The following is a 15,494-nucleotide window of genomic DNA, read 5'->3' on the forward strand; positions in this document are numbered from 1 at the left end:
CCTGCCGCGGGTTCGGCGGGTGACGCCGGTTCGCGAAGTGCGCGGTCAGACTTCCGGGATCCGGGGCAGCAGCGACTGCGGTCGCTGGTTTTCACTGCTGTGCAAGGTAGTCCGGCCGTTGTATTCCGCCCGGTCGCGGTCTCCGGGAAGCTCGTGCCAGTACGCCCCGCTCCCGCGGACTTCGCGGCCGTAAGTCAGCTCGTGCGGTCCGGGCACATGGTGCTCGTAATCCTGGCCGCGCACGGACACTCCGAGCGCGTAACCAGCCGGGACCACAATCGAGAACGGCCAGATCTCCACGTCCGCCTCGTACACCTCTCCAGGCGCCAGCGGTGACACCGCGGTGTGCCGCTGCCAAGGACGGTACGGCCGCGACAGTTCCGGGTCGAGTTCACGTGCGACAGGCGCAGCCAGCCCTGGCCGACCGGACCGTGCGGCTCGAAAGCGGTCGGGAAAAGCACTTCGACGCCTTCGGGATCGAAGCGGTGCACTGTGACGAAAAGATCGGCGTCCTCAGTCGTCGACGAGACGAACAGTTTCAGCGCCGCCGGGCCGGTGTATTCCACCCCGCGCGGGGCGGGCGGCAGGGTGAACAGCAGCCCTTCCGACCGCGCGACGAACTCCGCTTGCTGCCAGCCGGCCGGAGCGTGTTCGGTCAGCGCGCGAGTGCCGAGATCAAGATGCAGCACGGTCCATTCCGTGCGCGCGAGCGGCCATTCCCGTTCGTGGCGCGGGAAAAAGCTGTCCGGCGTGCGTACCTGCAGTTGAACCGGAGGCTGAACGTCCCAGCCATTGTCCTCGCCCTTGAGGAAATGGTCTCGATCCGTCCCCACCGCCGGTAGATGGTCACCTCGTGCACACCCGACCGTTCGGACACTTCCCGCACCGACGGCTGGTCGCGTCCCTCGGCGAACAACTCGCGTACGGCGTTGTGCACCGCCGCACGCGTACGAGCGGTTCGGCCTCCAGGACGGGTGTCTGCCATACGACCAGGCTAGCGTTCGTATCTCAGGCAGCCACTGTGTCGTGCTCAGTCGACGCGGCTGGCAATGGCAAGGGTCCGCTCCGGAACAGCAATGCGGCCAGTACCGCACTGCCGAGGAAAACCGCTGCCGCGATCCAGAACACCAGGTGGTACCCGGCGAAGGTCGCGGCGGCGACGGTCTCCGGGAGTGTCGCGGTCGCCGGGTGCGCGGCCAGGTATCCGGCGACCGCGGACGTCGTGAGCGAGCTGAACACCGCGGTGCCGATCGAGCCGCCGATCTGCTGGGCTGTCGTCACCAGCGCGGACGCCACCCCGGCGTCGCCGGACTCAACACCGCTGGTCGCGGCGTTCTGCACCGAGCCGAAGATGAACCCGAACCCCGCGCCGGTGACGAGCAGCGCGGGCAGGATGTTCGCGGCGTAGCTCGAATCGGCGCCGATTCCGGTGAGGACGACCATGCCGACCGCGGCGAGGAGGCCTCCCCCGGTGACGATCGGCCGCGGCCCCCAGCGCGGCAGGAGCACCGTCCCGGAGAACACCGCCCCCGCCATGACCAGGCCGATCATCGGGAGGAACGCCACGCCGGTCTGCACCGGGCTGAACCCCAGCGTGTTCGCGAGGTAGAACGTGAGGAACAGGAACACCGCGAACATCCCGGTCCCGCTGATCGCCAGGGTCAGATACGCCGCTCCCCGGACCCGGTCCAGGATCACCCGCAGCGGCAGCAGCGGATGTGCGGTGCGGCGTTCGATGACGGCGAAGGCGGCGATGAGCGCGACACCCGCGAGCACTGGCCCGAGCGTCCGGACGTCGTGCCAGCCGTTCCTTTCCGCGGTGCCGAGGCCGAAGACGAGCCCGATCAGGCCGAGGACCACGGCGACCGTGCCCGCGAGGTCGAGCCGGACCCGCTGCGGCCGATCGCCGTCGTGGAGCAGAACCAGCCCGCCGACGAACGCTACCGCCGCGATGACCAGGTTGACGTAGAGGCACCACCGCCACGACAGGCCCTGCGTGAGCACGCCGCCGAGCAGCAATCCCACCGCTCCGCCCGCGCCGGAGATCGCGCCGAAGATCCCGAACGCGCGGCCGCGTTCCTTCGCGTCGTCGGCGAAAGTGATGGACAGCAAGGACAATGCGGCCGGCGCGAGCATCGCGGCGAACGCGCCCTGTCCGATTCGCGCGGCCAGCAGGGTCGCGAAGTTCCCGGCGGCGCCGCCGACCGCGGAGGCGACGGCAAACCCGCCGATGCCGACGAGGAGAAGCCGCTTCCGTCCAAAGTAGTCAGACAGCCTGCCGCCGAGGAGCAGAAGGCTGCCGAACGCGAGCGCGTAGCCGGTCAGCACCCATTGCCGGTAGTCGACGGGGAATCCGAGGTCGTGCTGCGCGCTCGGAAGGGCGATGTTGACGATGGTGGAGTCGAGGATGTCCATCAGCTGGGCGAGGCTCAGCACGACGAGCGCCAGCCAGCGATGCTTGTGGCGCACGGCGTTTCCGGGCGCGCTCCGGGGAGCCGGCTGGGTGGTCCCGGCCGGCGAAAGGTCAGAATTCATGAAGTTCTCTCGATTGCGTGAAGGGGCCCGTCAGCCGGGCAGCAGCACGAGCTTTCCGCGCACGCGGCCCGATTCGCCGGCCCGGTGCGCTTCCGCGACCTCGGTCAGCGGGAACGTCTGCCCGACGGGCAGGGTGAACTTTCCGGCTTCGATCAACTCGCCGAGCTGAGATATCACATAGAGCGCGTGTCCGCCGTCGCCGCGGCTGAACCGCACGCCGTACTGCTGAGCACCGGCGAAATCGGCGACGGTGATGACGTGTTCGGGACCTCCCGCGAGCTGGATCAACTCCGGCAGGACCCCGCTTCCGGCGACGTCCAGCGCCAGGTCGACACCGTCCGGCGCGAGCGCGCGGACCCGGTCTGACATACCAGGGCCGTAGGCGACGGGTTCGGCACCGAGCGAGCGCAGAAAGTCATGCGTGGCAGGGCTTCCCGTGCCGATCACGCGGGCGCCACGGGCCACGGCGAGCTGAACCGCGGCACTGCCGACGCTGCCGGAAGCCCCGTTGACGAGCACCGTGGTGCCGCTCTCGACGCCGAGCTGGTCAAGCGCACGCGCGGCTGTCTCGGCTGCGGCCGGCAGCGCAGCCGCCTCGGCGAAACTGAGCGACGGCGGAATGGGCGCGTAGCAGACCAGCACGGTCAATTCCGCTTGCGCGCCACCGGAAGCGGAGAATCCGAAGACCCGGTCGCCGATCGCGACATCCGTGACGCCCTCGCCGAGTTCGTCGACGATGCCTGCCGCTTCATACCCCATGGTCTGCGGGAGTTCCTGGTCCATCAGGCCCTGGCGCTTCTTCCAGTCACTCGCGTTGATGCCCGCGGCGCGCACGGAGATCCGGATCTCGCCGGGGCCGGGATGCGGATCCGGGACCTCCGCGATCTCGAGGACTTCCGGGCCGCCGAAGGTGCTGAACCGGACCGATTTCATGACGTACTCCCTTCTCGGCCCGAGGCCGAGGATCGAAGAGGCAGGCACGGGAAATCGTGGCCCGCCCACAAGTTCGCGGACAGCTCTTCCGGATAAGACCGCACGCTCGGGTCGGCGCCGATCACCCACGTCGTCCCCGCGTCGTCGAATTCGCCCCACCCGGGACCGTCGCCGCGCGCGAAGCCGGTCCAGGCCGATCGCATCGCCGCCGAGAGCGCGATGAGTTCGGCATTCGGTTGCGGCCCAAGCAGTTTCTCGACCAACGGCCCGGTCAAGTTGCCGAACGTCAGAGCGACGTCGGCACCGTGGCAAGCTCCCAGCGCTCCGCCGAAGCCGGGCGCTTCGACGACGAACTCATACAGGAACGAGCGGCCGGCGTGGTCCCGGGCGAGGTGTGCTGAGGGCATGCGGAACAGCCAGTCGGAATGAAGCATTTCGTAGAGCTGTTCGGAGGTCGCTTCCGGGAAAGCCGCACGGTAGCCGTCCGGCGCCAATGCGGTGAGCGCGTCCGCCGTCATTTCCTCCGTGACGCGCCCGAGCATTCCGCGCCCGGCGAGCATCTTCCGGAATTCGTCACGGGTGTGGCCGACGATCAACTCGACGTCGCGGGAAGCCCCTTCTCGCAGCGCTTCCCAAGGCGTGGCAGGAAGAACGTCGCCATCGACGACCGGCGAGAACGGCGACACCCCGTACGCGAAGACACCCCAGCGATCGACGTGCTCGCGCATATCAAGCGCATCCACTGCCGTGGCAAGTACGGCCGGTGAGATATCACGGAGCCCTTCGACGGTCGGCTCGGCTCCGACTCCCGCCGCGATGGTGGCCATGACGTCCGACGCCAATTCCGGCGAGACAAAGGTCCCAGGCACACTCTGCGCGATCGCCCGGTGGAACAGCCCCGCCGCCCGCGGCATCGCGAGCAACGCGGCGACCCCGCCCGCCCCTGCGGATTGCCCGAAAACCGTGACCCGCCCCGGGTCGCCGCCGAACGCGGCCGCGTTGTCCCGGACCCATTCGAGCGCCGCGACCTGATCCAGCAGCCCGCGGTTCGGCGACGCCCCGGCGATCTGTCCGAAGCCCTCGACACCGACGCGATAGTTGAACGTCACCACCACGACGCCGCCCTCTTCGGCGAGGACCGCCCCGTCGTACACCGAGTCGGCCGAGCTTCCGGCGAGATAGCCGCCGCCGTAAACCGACACCATCACCGGACGGTTGCCGAACAGATCAGTGGTCCAGACATTTGCGGTGAGGCAGCCGCGCCCGTCGTCGAGCAGCTCCGGCGGCGGTGCCACGGCCGACGAAGGGACCTCCGCCTGAGCCGGAATCGGACCGAAGACCTCGGCGTCGAGGACATTCGCCCAGGTTGCGGGCGGCCGGGGTGCCGCGAAACGCAGGTCGCCCACGGGAGGCGCGGCGAAGGGGATGCCCCGGAAGACGGCGAGGTTGCCTTCGGTCGTGCCGCAGACCGGGCCGTGGGAGGTCGTCGCCACCGGCCGGGTCGCTGAGGTGCCCGCTGATCCGGCCTGGGGCTGAGCTGTCAGGTTGTCCACGAACACTGTTCTATCAACGAACAGTGTTCCTGTCAACGCGCGCTCAGCCTGCACCCGGATGGGGATGACGTGATTTCGAGTGGGCGGGAGTCTGGCCGCGATGGGCTTGACCTGGGCTTATTCAGCCGTTTTCCAGTGGGCGAGCCGAGCCGGAGGCGTCACCCGCGGCCGATGCCATGCCTCCTGCGAGACCTAGCCTGGACCGACTGCGGCTGATCACCGACTGGCTCGCGAAGGCGTCGAGCATCCGGAACGAGGGGACGGGCTATGGCCCTCGCCACCGGCGGATTCGCAAGCGACGGCAATGACCTGTTACTGGTCAGCGCGCCAAACCGCCGAGAATCTGGATGGGCGAAGCCGAACCGACGACGCCTCTCACCACCGGCGAGCCTGCGGGCCACCGCAGCGACCGACCGCCAACGCGCCAAACCGTCGACCGCCCCGACGAAAGCCAGCCGAGCCGACCACGCCCGTCACCACGGCCAGTTCACGGCCAACAACAGCAGCCGCCCCCTACCGACCAGCCAACCCGTCGATCAGCAACGACACCGCGAAGTCGAACCGGTCATGCCCCTCCCCGGCAGTCAGCTCGACAGCATGACTTGCGGTGTAAGGAAATTCCTCCGCGGGCAACGAAGCCAACCGGCGCTGCATCTCCTCCCGCCCGACGACCCACACGGCGTCCTTCTCCTCCACCCGCCGACGCACGATCGACGTCTCCAGGCAGTAAGCGGCCACGTAGAGCAGCAGCGCGTCAACCCCCCAAGCGGCAGCCTGCGCCGCGACCCCGCCGTTCAGCAGGATCGCCAACATCCCCTCGGCGAGCCGCGCGGTGTCGAGATCCGTGGGGGCCACCGCGAAAGCCGCGCTGGAGATTCCGGGGTAGGCCAGGTACAGGTCGCGCAGCTGGGCGCACACGTCGCGGATCTGTTCCCGCCAGTTCGCGGCATCCGGCTTCGGCAGGACGATTTTCGCGCTCAGCCGCGCGATCAGCAGTTCGTCGAGATCAGTTTTGTTGACGACGTGCGCGTAAAGCGAAGCGGGGCCCGTGTTCAGCGCGTCGGCCACGCGGCGCATGGACAGCGCCTCGAACCCCTCGGCCGAGATGATCTCCAGCGCGGTGTCGACCACCTGCTCGACGGTGATCGGCACCGTGCGCCGCCGGGGTTTGGGGCTGGCTCCGGAGTTCGGGGACTGGTGCCGCGCCGCGCGTCGTTCTTTCGGATCCACCACCGCACTCTATCTCGGAGTGTTCGTCCGCCGAACACTGTTCGTCCCGGAGCTAGAAGCGGTATCGAAGCACGCGGGTGCCCTGCCTGGACAACGCGGCACTGCAACCCATCAACCGGGTCACCGCGCGCAGCGGCTGGGGGAAATAGTCGACCTCCGGAGCACGGGTCAGCAGTTGCTCGTCGACCAGAGTCAGACCGGCCTGCCAGCGCTCCGGTTCGTGCGCGTCGTCGAAACCCTGCGCGGCGGTGATCCCGATGGCCTTGATCGTCGGGTGGTACTTCATCGACCAGGCGGCGAACCGGGTATAGCCGTTGAGCGCCAGCTCCCCGGTGTCGAAATGCGCGGTCAACTGCTGAGTCATCCGCTGGAAGGCGGCACCGGGCAGGAACGGCAGCACACCCTCGGCGACGATCATCGCCGGCCGGTGGCGCGGCAGCGGGTCCAGCCAGCCGGACGTGGTCAGGTCAGCACCCACGCACTGAGATATTTCCGGGAGGAATTGGGATCGCAGGGCAACGACATCCGGGAAGTCGATGTCATACCAGTCGACGCCGTTGGGCGGGTCACAGCGAAGGGCCCGCGAATCGAGGCCGCATCCGAGGTCCAGCACGACCGCGTCGGGATGGGCGGCGACGAACGCCCGGACCGCTTCGTCGAGTTTCTTGGCGCGCAAGGCGGTACCGCAGACCAGACTCGGTTTGACCTTGAGGCGGGCGAAGTCGTAGTCGATCTGTTCGGCGACGCGGGCCGCATGAGCGTCGCCGAGAATCGGGTGCGGCGACTGGGAATCCAGGGCCCTGGCGTGAAGAGTGAGCAGCAGGGTTTCCCGGAGCGGGTCCAGGTCGAGACGCAGGCGTGGCACGAGAAGTCCTTACGTATTCAGGGGATGGCGCGCCGCGAGGTCGCGCAGCCAGGTCAGGGACCGTTGCGCGGCGCGGATGCGTTCGGTGTTCGGTCCGCCCCCGGCGAGTTTCATGCCCTCGTCGGCGATGTCGCCGAAGGCGCCGAGGCTGTCGAGCTTGCGCTGGACAACCTTGTGCCAGGCGTCGTCCTCGATGCGGTAATAAGTGGTGCGGTCGCCGGGGACGCGGACCTTGCGGATGAGCCCGATGGTGGCCAGGAAGCGCATGTTCGACGTCAGCGAGGCCCGGCTGGCCTGGATCGTGTCGGCGATCTGGCCCGCGGACTGCTCCGGCGGGTCACAGATCATCAGCAGGCCGAGGATGCGCCCGGTGATCGGCGGGAGCGCCCATTCTTCGACGCAGAACGTCGCCACCCGCTCGACCCACTGCAGCACCTCGCCCTGCTTGTCCTGATTGGACATCGCACGCCCTCCTCGGCCGGCTCTTCAGATCCGTCACTCTGTCATGACGGCCCCCGTCGCGCGGGAAGGCACCGGGGTGACGCCGGCCTGCGGAGCCTTGCGCAGGTGCTGGTCGAACCAGTCCACGGCCAGCGCCATCGCCTCGTCGAGCCCGGGTCCCGTATAGAGGCCGAGCACGTCGTAGGGCAGCACTTCAAGCCGTTTCGGTTCGCCCGCCTTGGCGAACGCGCTCTGCGCCTCTTCGAGCACGTGGTAGGGATCCCAGCCCCCGTTGGCGATCATCAACAACGGGGTCGGGGCCAGCCGGTGGATGAGTTCCTCCGGCGCGAAGGTGAGCAGATGTTCGGTCGAGTCGAGCGTTTTTTCGTTGCGGTAGGCAGGAAACATCTCCGCGGCGACATCCGGCGTGTCCCGGACGCTGTCCCCCAGCCTCAGGTGCGGGACCCGCGCGCTGGCCTCGCCCTCGTACCGCCGCTGCCAGTCCTCGTCGAGCTGATCGCGCACCGCGCACACCCCGGCCCAGCCGGCCAGCCGTTCCAGGTACCGCCACCCGTTCCACACGCTGGGGCTCTGCACGACGACACATTTCGCGCGCCGGTCGAGCACCGCGGCCTGCACCGCGACTGACCCGCCGATACTGACACCCCACAGCCCGATCCGTGCCATATCAACCTCCGGCCGTTGCTGTAGGTAGGAGATGGCGCTGCGAAAATCCTCCGCCTGCCGTTCCGGATAGTCCTGACCCCGCGGCTCCCCCTCGCTGCCGCCGACCGTGCGGTAGTCGATCGCCAGCACGGCGAACCCGGCGCGCACGAAGTACGGCGCGAACACGGCCAGCGCCTCCTTGACCATCACCCCGCTGTGCCCCAGCACCAAACCGGGCACCGGGCCCTCGACGTCCGGCAGGTACAGATCTCCGGCGCACCGGGTGCCGAGGCTGTTGAACCTCACCTGTTCAGAGTTCACGGTCGCTCCTCTTCTTGCTAGTTATTTCAGTCTGGACTGAAACAACTAGCAAAGTCAATCAGTCAATCCAGTCGCCATATACTGATCATCGGTATATGCTTCCCTCATGAATGACGGTGCTCTGCGCGAGCCGACCTTCCTGGTCCTCACCGCGCTCGCCGCTCAGCCGCAGCACGGCTACGGCGTGCTGCGCGACGTCGAGACGATCTCCGGCGGCCAGGTCACGCTGCGGGCCGGCACGCTGTACGCCGCGCTGGACCGGCTCAGCGCGGAAGGCTGGGTGGAAGTGGATCGCGAGGAAGTCGTGGACAGCAGGCTGCGCCGCTACTACCGGCTGACCGAACCGGGAGCCGCGCGGCTGGCCGCCGAAGTCCGGCGGCGGCAACGCCACACCACCGCCGCCGAACAGCGGCTTCAGTTCCGCAGCGCGGGAGGGCTGGCATGAACGACCTTGAGCGGCGCTACCGGCGACTGTTGGCCTTGTACCCGCGAGCGCACCGGGCCGTGCACGGCGAAGAAATGTTGGGAGTACTGCTCGACGGTGCCGGAAACCGAAGCACGCCAGGAGTAACGGAGACTCTGGACCTCGTGCGAGGTGCCGTCCAGGTGCACTGGCGGCACGCCCTGAGCGGCAACGGCCGGGATGCCCTGGCGATCGTCAGCCTGTTCGCACCGCTGCTCCTCTGGACCGGAGCCGCCTCGACGGTGCGCGAGATCCGGAGCGTGGCCCGGCTGGACGGTTGGCCGGCGAGGATGTGGTTCGGAGCGCTCGCCGACGTTCCAGTGTGGACGGTTTGGCTGGCCGCCGCGGTGCTCGGCGTGTGCGGCCTGCGCCGCGCGTCGGTGGCCCTCGCCTGGTTGGCCACCGCCGCTTTGCTCGCGGTCGCAATCCTCGACCCCGCCCGGCATTGGGCGGTGGACGTGACCGCGGGCTGGGTGCTGCTCAGCGCTTTCGCGGCAGTCGCGATGACCGCGTCTCCCGGCCCACGCCACGGTTTGGCTCTGCTGGGCCGAAGGCGGCTCGCCATTCTCGTCAGCACCGTCGCGCTACTGCTCGCTCTCACGACGACAGCTCGGGGCATGCACCTTCCCCTGGCTCAACTGGTGCAACTGGCGGTGCTCGTGGTCGGCGTCTTCGCTGCTTGCCGCATTAGCACGCGAAGCGGCCGTCGTGCAGCGCTGATACTGCTCGCGCCGCTCATCGCAGCACCGGTCGTCGCGCGCGTACTCGGACTCCTGGACGTCTACACGGTTCTGCCGGTCGTCATTTACGCCGTACCGATAGCCACCACGTTGGGATGCGCCGTTCTGCTCCATCGTTTTGACCGGCATCCGCGCACGAACCGAAACTGAGCAGACCTTCGCTTGGCGCGGCGGTCTCGCCTGTCCGGAACGCTACGGATTCCTCGAATGAGACACCCGCACCCTTTGTCACCATCAATTCCTCATCGGCGGACACCTCGGAATCCCTCGTCCGCGAACAAGAGACTGCCCTTGCAGCCACCAAAAACGGCCCGACGGGGAAGACCAAGGCTGCTCAGAAAATCGCGAGCGGATTGACCGGAACCCCCGTCAGCCCGAGGATCCGCGGCGGTGCGGCGACAAAGAGAAAGCTGTACCGGCCAAGCTCGGCACACACCGTGGCGAGTTCGTCGGCGTCCACGGCGTCGATCAGCGGCATGCCCAACCTCGGGAGGGCCACCCCGTGCATCGCGAACGGTTGCGAAGGCGGGTAAACGTCCGAGAGGTCTCCGGCATACAGCGACACCCCGCGGTCGTGCATCCACCGCACCGCGTCGATGCTCATGCCGGGCATCGGGTTTCCGCGGTAGCGGGTCTGCACCCAGCCGAACCGCGCGACCAGCGCGTCGCCGGATTCAAGGCGGACCTCGAAGCGTTCCTCCGCGGCATCGAGGTCCCGCCCGGTGATCGCGCGATCGGCGGGCACCGGGCCGTCGGCACCGAGATCCAGCAAAACTCCCCTGGTCACAATGCCTTCGGCGAACGCCGTGGTCGACCCGTGCGCGACGCCGCCCATCGTGACGCTCTCGTTCGCCGGGCGGCCCGGGTACACCTGTCCGTCCTGCGGGATGTGCGCCAGCGCGTCCAGGTGCGTGGACAGGGTGTGGTGATTCGTCACCGTCATGACGTCTGCGTGCGCGAGCGCGGGGCTTCCGGTGTACAGCATGAGCTGCTGCACCGGCGACTCTTCGGCGGTCCGAGGCGGGAAGGGACCGCTCAGCACTGGTGCGGGCCGGATCGGCACCGCGAGGGAGACCGAGCGGCCGGTGCGCACTTCGCGCCCGCCTCGTTCGCGGACCTCGTCGGTGATCAGATTCAGCGTGCCCAGTTCGTCGTCGGCGCCCCAGCGGCCCCAGTTGCTCGGCAGTTCGTCCCGCTCGCTCATGACTTTGATCCTACGGAAAAACCGCCGATGGGACGGCGCGGCGGATCATCGGCCGGGGTCGTGCTTCGCGGCGTAGGACCGGCCCCACGCCGCCATCGCGTTCAAGACTTCCTGAGCGTTTTCGCCCAGTTCCGTGAGGCTGTACTCGACCTTCGGCGGCACCTGCGGATACACGACGCGCCGCAGCAGGCCGTCGGCTTCCAGTTCGCGTAGTTGGCGTGTCAGGACGCGGTCGGTGAGATCTGACAGCAGGCGCGAGAGTTCGCCGAAGCGGAGCACGCCGTGGTCGGCCAGTGCATGCAGGATGCTCGGCTTCCACGCGCCGCCGAGCACCATCGTCGTGATCTCGGCGGCACAGGTCGTCCGCCACGCTCGCACGGCCTTCTCCGTTTGCGGACGCATCCGGCCTCCTCACTATCCATTCGGTGCGTACTGGACGGCGAAGTCCGTACTTGTCGGGTGCGGGGGTGTCCGGACAGGATCGTCGCATGGCGTTGACCCGGGTGGAGCCGCGGCGCGGGCTCGTTCTGATTCCTTTGCTGGCTGGGGTGCTCGGCGGAAGTCTCGCCCTTGGCATGGTCAACACCGCGCTGCCGCGGATCGCCTCCGAACTGCGGGTGTCCGCGCCGGCGCGGGCGTGGATCGTCGACGTGTACCCGCTCGCGCTGGCGGTCGCGATGGTCGGGGCGGCTCGCGCGGGCGACCGGTACGGGCGGAAACGCGTGCTGGTGCTGGGGGTGAGCGCATTAGCCGCGTTCAATGCGGTGGCTGCGGCTGCCACCAGCGCGGCGTTGCTCATTGTGTGCCGAGGATTGCTCGGCGTTGCCAGCGCGTTGATTCTGGCGGGGGTCGTCGGCACGATCGGTTCGCTCTTTTCCGGGCGAAGTCTCGCGTTCGCCAACGGGATGTGGGTCACCACGCTGGGAGCGGGGAACGCGCTGGGGCCGGTCGTCGGCGGGTTGCTGACCGAAGGACCGGGCTGGCGCTGGGTTTTCCTCGCGCTCGTGCCGCTCGCGGTGCTCACGATCGCGCTGGCGGTGTGGTTGCTGCCCGAATCAGTCGGGCAGGCGGCTGCCGGGTGGGAGATCCCGAGCCTGCTGTGGTCGGTCGCGGCGATTGGCGGGATTGTCTACGGGCTGCAGGAAATTACCGTCGCGCCGTTGCGCGGGTTGTTGTGCACCGCAGCCGGCGTTGTTGCGGGGATTGTGTTCGTACGCCGACAGCTTCGGCTTCGGGAACCGTTGTTGCAAGTCCGGCTGTTTCTGCGGCCGGGGTTCGCGTCGGCGTTCGCGCGGATCGTCGTTTCCGCCGCAACGGCCGCAGCCTGTCTCCGATCTCGGCTGCGGGACGGGCTTCGCGGCGGCACTGACCGCTGTTTCCTCCACTGTGGACCCGAGCTGCACCCACCTCGTCGCCCCGAGCGTGCGCAGGAACGGAATGTCGTGGCTCACCACGATAAGCGCACCGGCATAAGCCTTCAGTGCCTGCGACAGCTGGCGGACGCTGGCCAGGTCCAGATTGTTGGTGGGCTCGTCCAGCAACAGCAGTTGCGGTGCTGGTTCCGCCAGCAGCAACGTCGCCAGCGTCGCCCGGAAACGCTCGCCGCCGGAAAGGCTTCCGGCCGCCTGATCCGCCTGCCTGCCACGCAACAGGAACCGCGCGAGCTGAGCGCGGATCTCGTTGTCCGACGCGGACGGAGCCGCCCGGGCCACGTTCTGCGCGGCGGACAACGTGTCGTCGAGAAGGTCGAGCCGTTGCGGCAGCCAGCGCACCGGAACCGGGACTTGGACGGTCCCGGAACGCGGCTCGATCGCCCCGGTGATCGTTTGCAGCAGCGTGGTTTTGCCGGAACCGTTCGGACCGACCAGCGCGATGCGCTCCGGACCGCGCAGCGCGAGATTCACCGAGACGCCGTTCCGAAGCTCCACATCGGACAGGGTCAGCACTTCCTTTCCGGACGGCACCGTGGTTTCCGGCAGATCGATCCGGATCTCGTCGTCGGCGCGGACCGCGCCCTCGGCCTCCTTCAGCCGCTCCTTGGCCTCCGCCACCTTGTCGAGATGCATCGTCCGATGCTTGCCGGCGGCGATCTCCGCGTCCTCCTGACGTTTGCGCATCCGGACCTTGGGCTCGCGCTTGTTCTCCCACTGCTTCCGGCCGTACCGAGCGCGCCGGTCCAGCTTTGTCCGGGCCTCGATCAGCTCCCGTTTCTGCCGTTTGAGATCCGACTCCGCCACCCGCATCATGCGCGAGGCCGCCTCCTGCTCGACCGCCACCGCGGCCTCGTAGTCCTCCAGATTCCCGCCGTAGAAGGTCACCTCCCCGGAACGGAGATCGCCGATCCGGTCGACGTGCCGCAGCAACTCGCGATCGTGAGATACCAGTACCAGCACGCCTTTCCACGCCCGGACCGCCTCGCCGACCCGTCGCCGGGCGCGCACGTCCAGGTTGTTGGTCGGTTCGTCGAGCACGAGCACGTCCGGCTGCCGCAGGAACTGCGCGGCGAGGCCGAGCAGGATCAGCTCGCCGCCGGACAGCTCCCCCGACCGTGCGTCGAGCGCGACGTGCGAGAGGCCGAGCTGACCGAGCGTCGCGCGGGTGCGTTCCTCGACGTCCCATTGGTCGCCGACGGTCGCGAAATGGCGTTCGCTGGCCTCCCCGCGTTCGATGGCGGAGAGCGCGGCCCTGATCTCCGCCAGGCCGAGCACCTCGTCGACGCGGCGCTCGGAGGCGAGGATCAGGTTTTGCGGCAGGTAGCCGAGTTCGCCGGACACGCTGATCGAGCCCGCGGTCGGCCTCAGCTCACCGGAAATCAGCCGAAGCAGAGTGGATTTTCCGGAACCGTTGAGCCCGATGAGCCCGGTGCGGCCCTCGCTGATCGCCAGGGTGAACCGGTCGAAGACGACCTCGCCGTCCGGCCAGGCGAAACTGAGGTCCGTGCACACAATGGACGAAGACATAGGCGTGACTCCTCGTTCGTGATTGGACAAGAACGTGGAGACACCGCGGCACAGCACGCGGGTTACGGGACGGGGCTGCCGTCATCCGAGGCCAGACGCGCGACGGGCGGAAGAACCCGGGTCGCGGTGTCTCTGAACCTCAGAAGATCAATGTTCCCTCTCCGATGAACGGCAGCAGCTGACGTCAGTTTACCCAACGGCCCGGTCGCGGCGCGAACGAATTAACGCGACGGGCGTGGTTCACCAGCGAAACCACGCCCGTCACGCCGCGTCAGTTGCCGTGTTTGCCGGGTGCCGCGCTGCCGGTGTACGCGGCGAGACCGGAGATGAGTTCCGCGATGTCCGGCACGTTCTCGAACCGGATCCGGTGCACCTCGGCGATCTTCGCGCCGATCTCGGGATCCGGGTCGTCGGTGATGTCGGACGACACGAACTCGTCCACGAACGGCAGTCCCACCCGGTCCAGTTCGAGGTGCGCCGGGTGGTTCATGTAGTCCGAGTACCCCTCGATGTCCTCGACCACCAGCACGGCGCCGAATTCGTACTTCCCGCCGAAATCCGGGCCGACGACGCGGGCCTTGACCGCCGGGATCTCGTCGAGCAGTTCGCGCATTTTCGCGAAGACCCCGGCCTTCTCCTCCGCCGTGACTCCAGGCTTGAGCGTGAACCGGATGCTGTGGTAGATCATCGGATTTTCCTTTCAGAGAGCCGCGAACGCGGCGGCGTAGTCGTGGGCGAAATCGGTGAGGTCGCGCGCGGGACGTCCGGTGAGATCGGCGACGGAGGTGTGCACCTCGGCGGCCTCGCCGCGGGCGTAATGGGCGTAGTCCTCGACGAGACCGCCGATCTGCCACGACGGGAGCAGGCCGGTCAGCGCGGCGGCGAACTGGTCGGCGGGTGCGTCGTGGAAGGCGATGTCCCGTCCGGTGGCGGCCGAGAGCGCGGCGGCGATCTCGGCGTGGGTCACGGCGCGCGGACCGGTGAGGGTGTAGGTACGGCCGGAGTGTCCGCTGCCGGTTAGTACAGCAGCGGCGGCAGCTGAGATATCTCTGGTGTCTATGACGCTCACGGCCGCGTCGCCGATGGGCGCGGCGAAGAATCCTTGCGCGATGGTGGCGGAGAAGTTGAGCAACGCCTGCAGATAGAGATTGGGCCGAAGCACGGTGTAGTCGAGCCCGATCTTCTCGACGTGCGCCTCGACTTCGGCGTGCCAGCGCAGGAATCGCACCGGCGAATCGGCGCGGGCCGCGTACTGGGAGAGCAGCACGAGCCGGTTGACGCCGGCGTCGCGGGCCAGGTCGGCGAACTGAATCTGCAACTCTGCGGCGTCAGGCGCCGACGGGCTGTTGAGGAACACCGCGTCGACCCCCTTCAGCGCCGCGGCGATCGACGCCGGGTCCCGCAGATCGGCGATGACGGTCTCGACGCCGTCGACGGGACGGCCCCGGGTCATGGCGCGGACGGTGCTGCCGCGAGCCTGCAGCGCGGGAATCAGCGCGGACCCGACGGTTCCGGTCGCGCCGGTGACGAGCACGGTGTCCATTGTGGAATTTCCTTTCCTCTGGTGTCCTGTCACCACCATC

At 68.3% G+C, this 15,494-nt stretch carries 14 protein-coding genes and 2 pseudogenes; 3 read left to right on the forward strand and 13 right to left on the reverse strand.

Annotation, left to right across the window (positions count from 1 at the left end):
• Window positions 1-45: 45 nt before the first annotated feature.
• The 8 genes and pseudogenes from ACZ7OI_RS36230 to ACZ7OI_RS36265 form a co-directional block, all read right to left on the reverse strand.
• Window positions 46-1,094: pseudogene (locus ACZ7OI_RS36230) on the reverse strand (CocE/NonD family hydrolase C-terminal non-catalytic domain-containing protein).
• Window positions 1,009-2,535 carry an MFS transporter gene (locus tag ACZ7OI_RS36235; protein WP_470268588.1) on the reverse strand — a complete coding sequence of 509 codons (1,527 nt, stop codon included), beginning with the start codon at window positions 2,533-2,535 and terminating at the stop codon, window positions 1,009-1,011. The pseudogene ACZ7OI_RS36230 and the gene ACZ7OI_RS36235 overlap by 86 nt, the downstream one beginning before the upstream one ends.
• Before the next feature lie 30 nt (window positions 2,536-2,565).
• A complete protein-coding gene (locus ACZ7OI_RS36240; RefSeq protein ID WP_470268589.1) occupies window positions 2,566-3,468 on the reverse strand; it encodes an NADP-dependent oxidoreductase in 903 nt (300 codons plus the stop codon).
• Window positions 3,465-5,021 carry a carboxylesterase/lipase family protein gene (locus ACZ7OI_RS36245; RefSeq protein ID WP_470268590.1) on the reverse strand — a complete coding sequence of 519 codons (1,557 nt, stop codon included), beginning with the start codon at window positions 5,019-5,021 and terminating at the stop codon, window positions 3,465-3,467. Before ACZ7OI_RS36245 ends, ACZ7OI_RS36240 begins: the two co-directional genes overlap by 4 nt.
• Window positions 5,022-5,534: 513 nt before the next feature.
• Entirely contained in the window at window positions 5,535-6,251 is a 717-nt protein-coding gene (locus tag ACZ7OI_RS36250; RefSeq protein ID WP_470268591.1) for a TetR/AcrR family transcriptional regulator, read from the reverse strand.
• Between the two features lie 52 nt (window positions 6,252-6,303).
• Entirely contained in the window at window positions 6,304-7,116 is an 813-nt protein-coding gene (locus ACZ7OI_RS36255; RefSeq protein ID WP_470268592.1) for a class I SAM-dependent methyltransferase, read from the reverse strand.
• A gap of 9 nt (window positions 7,117-7,125) precedes the next feature.
• On the reverse strand, window positions 7,126-7,578 hold the full coding sequence (locus ACZ7OI_RS36260) for a GbsR/MarR family transcriptional regulator (protein ID WP_470268593.1): 453 nt from the start codon (window positions 7,576-7,578) through the stop codon (window positions 7,126-7,128).
• Window positions 7,579-7,611: 33 nt separating this feature from the next.
• On the reverse strand, window positions 7,612-8,544 hold the full coding sequence (locus ACZ7OI_RS36265; protein WP_470268594.1) for an alpha/beta hydrolase: 933 nt from the start codon (window positions 8,542-8,544) through the stop codon (window positions 7,612-7,614).
• A gap of 106 nt (window positions 8,545-8,650) precedes the next feature.
• On the opposite strand from ACZ7OI_RS36265, the gene ACZ7OI_RS36270 reads away from it, so the two are divergent.
• The gene (locus tag ACZ7OI_RS36270; RefSeq protein ID WP_470268595.1) at window positions 8,651-8,989 is read left to right on the forward strand and encodes a PadR family transcriptional regulator; all 339 of its coding nucleotides are present in this window, start codon (window positions 8,651-8,653) and stop codon (window positions 8,987-8,989) included.
• Complete coding sequence (locus ACZ7OI_RS36275) at window positions 8,986-9,897, forward strand: hypothetical protein (RefSeq protein WP_470268596.1); 912 nt, start codon at window positions 8,986-8,988, stop codon at window positions 9,895-9,897. Before ACZ7OI_RS36270 ends, ACZ7OI_RS36275 begins: the two co-directional genes overlap by 4 nt.
• Before the next feature lie 184 nt (window positions 9,898-10,081).
• Here the strand turns inward: ACZ7OI_RS36275 and ACZ7OI_RS36280 are convergent, their stop codons facing one another.
• Both ACZ7OI_RS36280 and ACZ7OI_RS36285 read right to left on the reverse strand, forming a co-directional pair.
• The gene (locus ACZ7OI_RS36280; RefSeq protein ID WP_470268597.1) at window positions 10,082-10,951 is read right to left on the reverse strand and encodes a cyclase family protein; all 870 of its coding nucleotides are present in this window, start codon (window positions 10,949-10,951) and stop codon (window positions 10,082-10,084) included.
• Between the two features lie 45 nt (window positions 10,952-10,996).
• Window positions 10,997-11,353, reverse strand: coding sequence for a winged helix-turn-helix transcriptional regulator (locus ACZ7OI_RS36285; RefSeq protein WP_470268598.1), 357 nt, complete (start codon window positions 11,351-11,353; stop codon window positions 10,997-10,999).
• Window positions 11,354-11,526: 173 nt separating this feature from the next.
• On the opposite strand from ACZ7OI_RS36285, the pseudogene ACZ7OI_RS36290 reads away from it, so the two are divergent.
• Window positions 11,527-12,099, forward strand: a pseudogene (locus ACZ7OI_RS36290) (MFS transporter); the annotation flags it as partial.
• Here ACZ7OI_RS36290 and ACZ7OI_RS36295 read toward each other — a convergent pair.
• The 3 genes from ACZ7OI_RS36295 to ACZ7OI_RS36305 all read right to left on the reverse strand — a co-directional run bounded on the left by ACZ7OI_RS36295 (window position 12,007) and on the right by ACZ7OI_RS36305 (window position 15,454).
• Window positions 12,007-13,911, reverse strand: a complete 1,905-nt coding sequence (locus tag ACZ7OI_RS36295; protein WP_470268599.1) for an ABC-F family ATP-binding cassette domain-containing protein — start codon at window positions 13,909-13,911, stop codon at window positions 12,007-12,009. The pseudogene ACZ7OI_RS36290 and the gene ACZ7OI_RS36295 overlap by 93 nt on opposite strands.
• Before the next feature lie 271 nt (window positions 13,912-14,182).
• Window positions 14,183-14,599, reverse strand: coding sequence for a Dabb family protein (locus ACZ7OI_RS36300; RefSeq protein WP_470268600.1), 417 nt, complete (start codon window positions 14,597-14,599; stop codon window positions 14,183-14,185).
• A gap of 12 nt (window positions 14,600-14,611) precedes the next feature.
• Complete coding sequence (locus ACZ7OI_RS36305; RefSeq protein ID WP_470268601.1) at window positions 14,612-15,454, reverse strand: NmrA family NAD(P)-binding protein; 843 nt, start codon at window positions 15,452-15,454, stop codon at window positions 14,612-14,614.
• Window positions 15,455-15,494 lie beyond the last annotated feature (40 nt).

The sequence above is a fragment of the Amycolatopsis sp. NPDC114503 genome, from assembly GCF_055633655.1.

Coding starts and splice junctions, on each gene's coding strand:
- ACZ7OI_RS36270 (WP_470268595.1), top strand. CDS start 8,651: ATGAATGACGGTGCTCTGCGCGAGCCGACCTTCCTGGTCCTCACCGCG.
- ACZ7OI_RS36280 (WP_470268597.1), bottom strand. CDS start 10,951: ATGAGCGAGCGGGACGAACTGCCGAGCAACTGGGGCCGCTGGGGCGCC.
- ACZ7OI_RS36300 (WP_470268600.1), bottom strand. CDS start 14,599: ATGATCTACCACAGCATCCGGTTCACGCTCAAGCCTGGAGTCACGGCG.
- ACZ7OI_RS36275 (WP_470268596.1), top strand. CDS start 8,986: ATGAACGACCTTGAGCGGCGCTACCGGCGACTGTTGGCCTTGTACCCG.
- ACZ7OI_RS36240 (WP_470268589.1), bottom strand. CDS start 3,468: ATGAAATCGGTCCGGTTCAGCACCTTCGGCGGCCCGGAAGTCCTCGAG.
- ACZ7OI_RS36260 (WP_470268593.1), bottom strand. CDS start 7,578: ATGTCCAATCAGGACAAGCAGGGCGAGGTGCTGCAGTGGGTCGAGCGG.
- ACZ7OI_RS36285 (WP_470268598.1), bottom strand. CDS start 11,353: ATGCGTCCGCAAACGGAGAAGGCCGTGCGAGCGTGGCGGACGACCTGT.
- ACZ7OI_RS36235 (WP_470268588.1), bottom strand. CDS start 2,535: ATGAATTCTGACCTTTCGCCGGCCGGGACCACCCAGCCGGCTCCCCGG.
- ACZ7OI_RS36295 (WP_470268599.1), bottom strand. CDS start 13,911: ATGTCTTCGTCCATTGTGTGCACGGACCTCAGTTTCGCCTGGCCGGAC.
- ACZ7OI_RS36305 (WP_470268601.1), bottom strand. CDS start 15,454: ATGGACACCGTGCTCGTCACCGGCGCGACCGGAACCGTCGGGTCCGCG.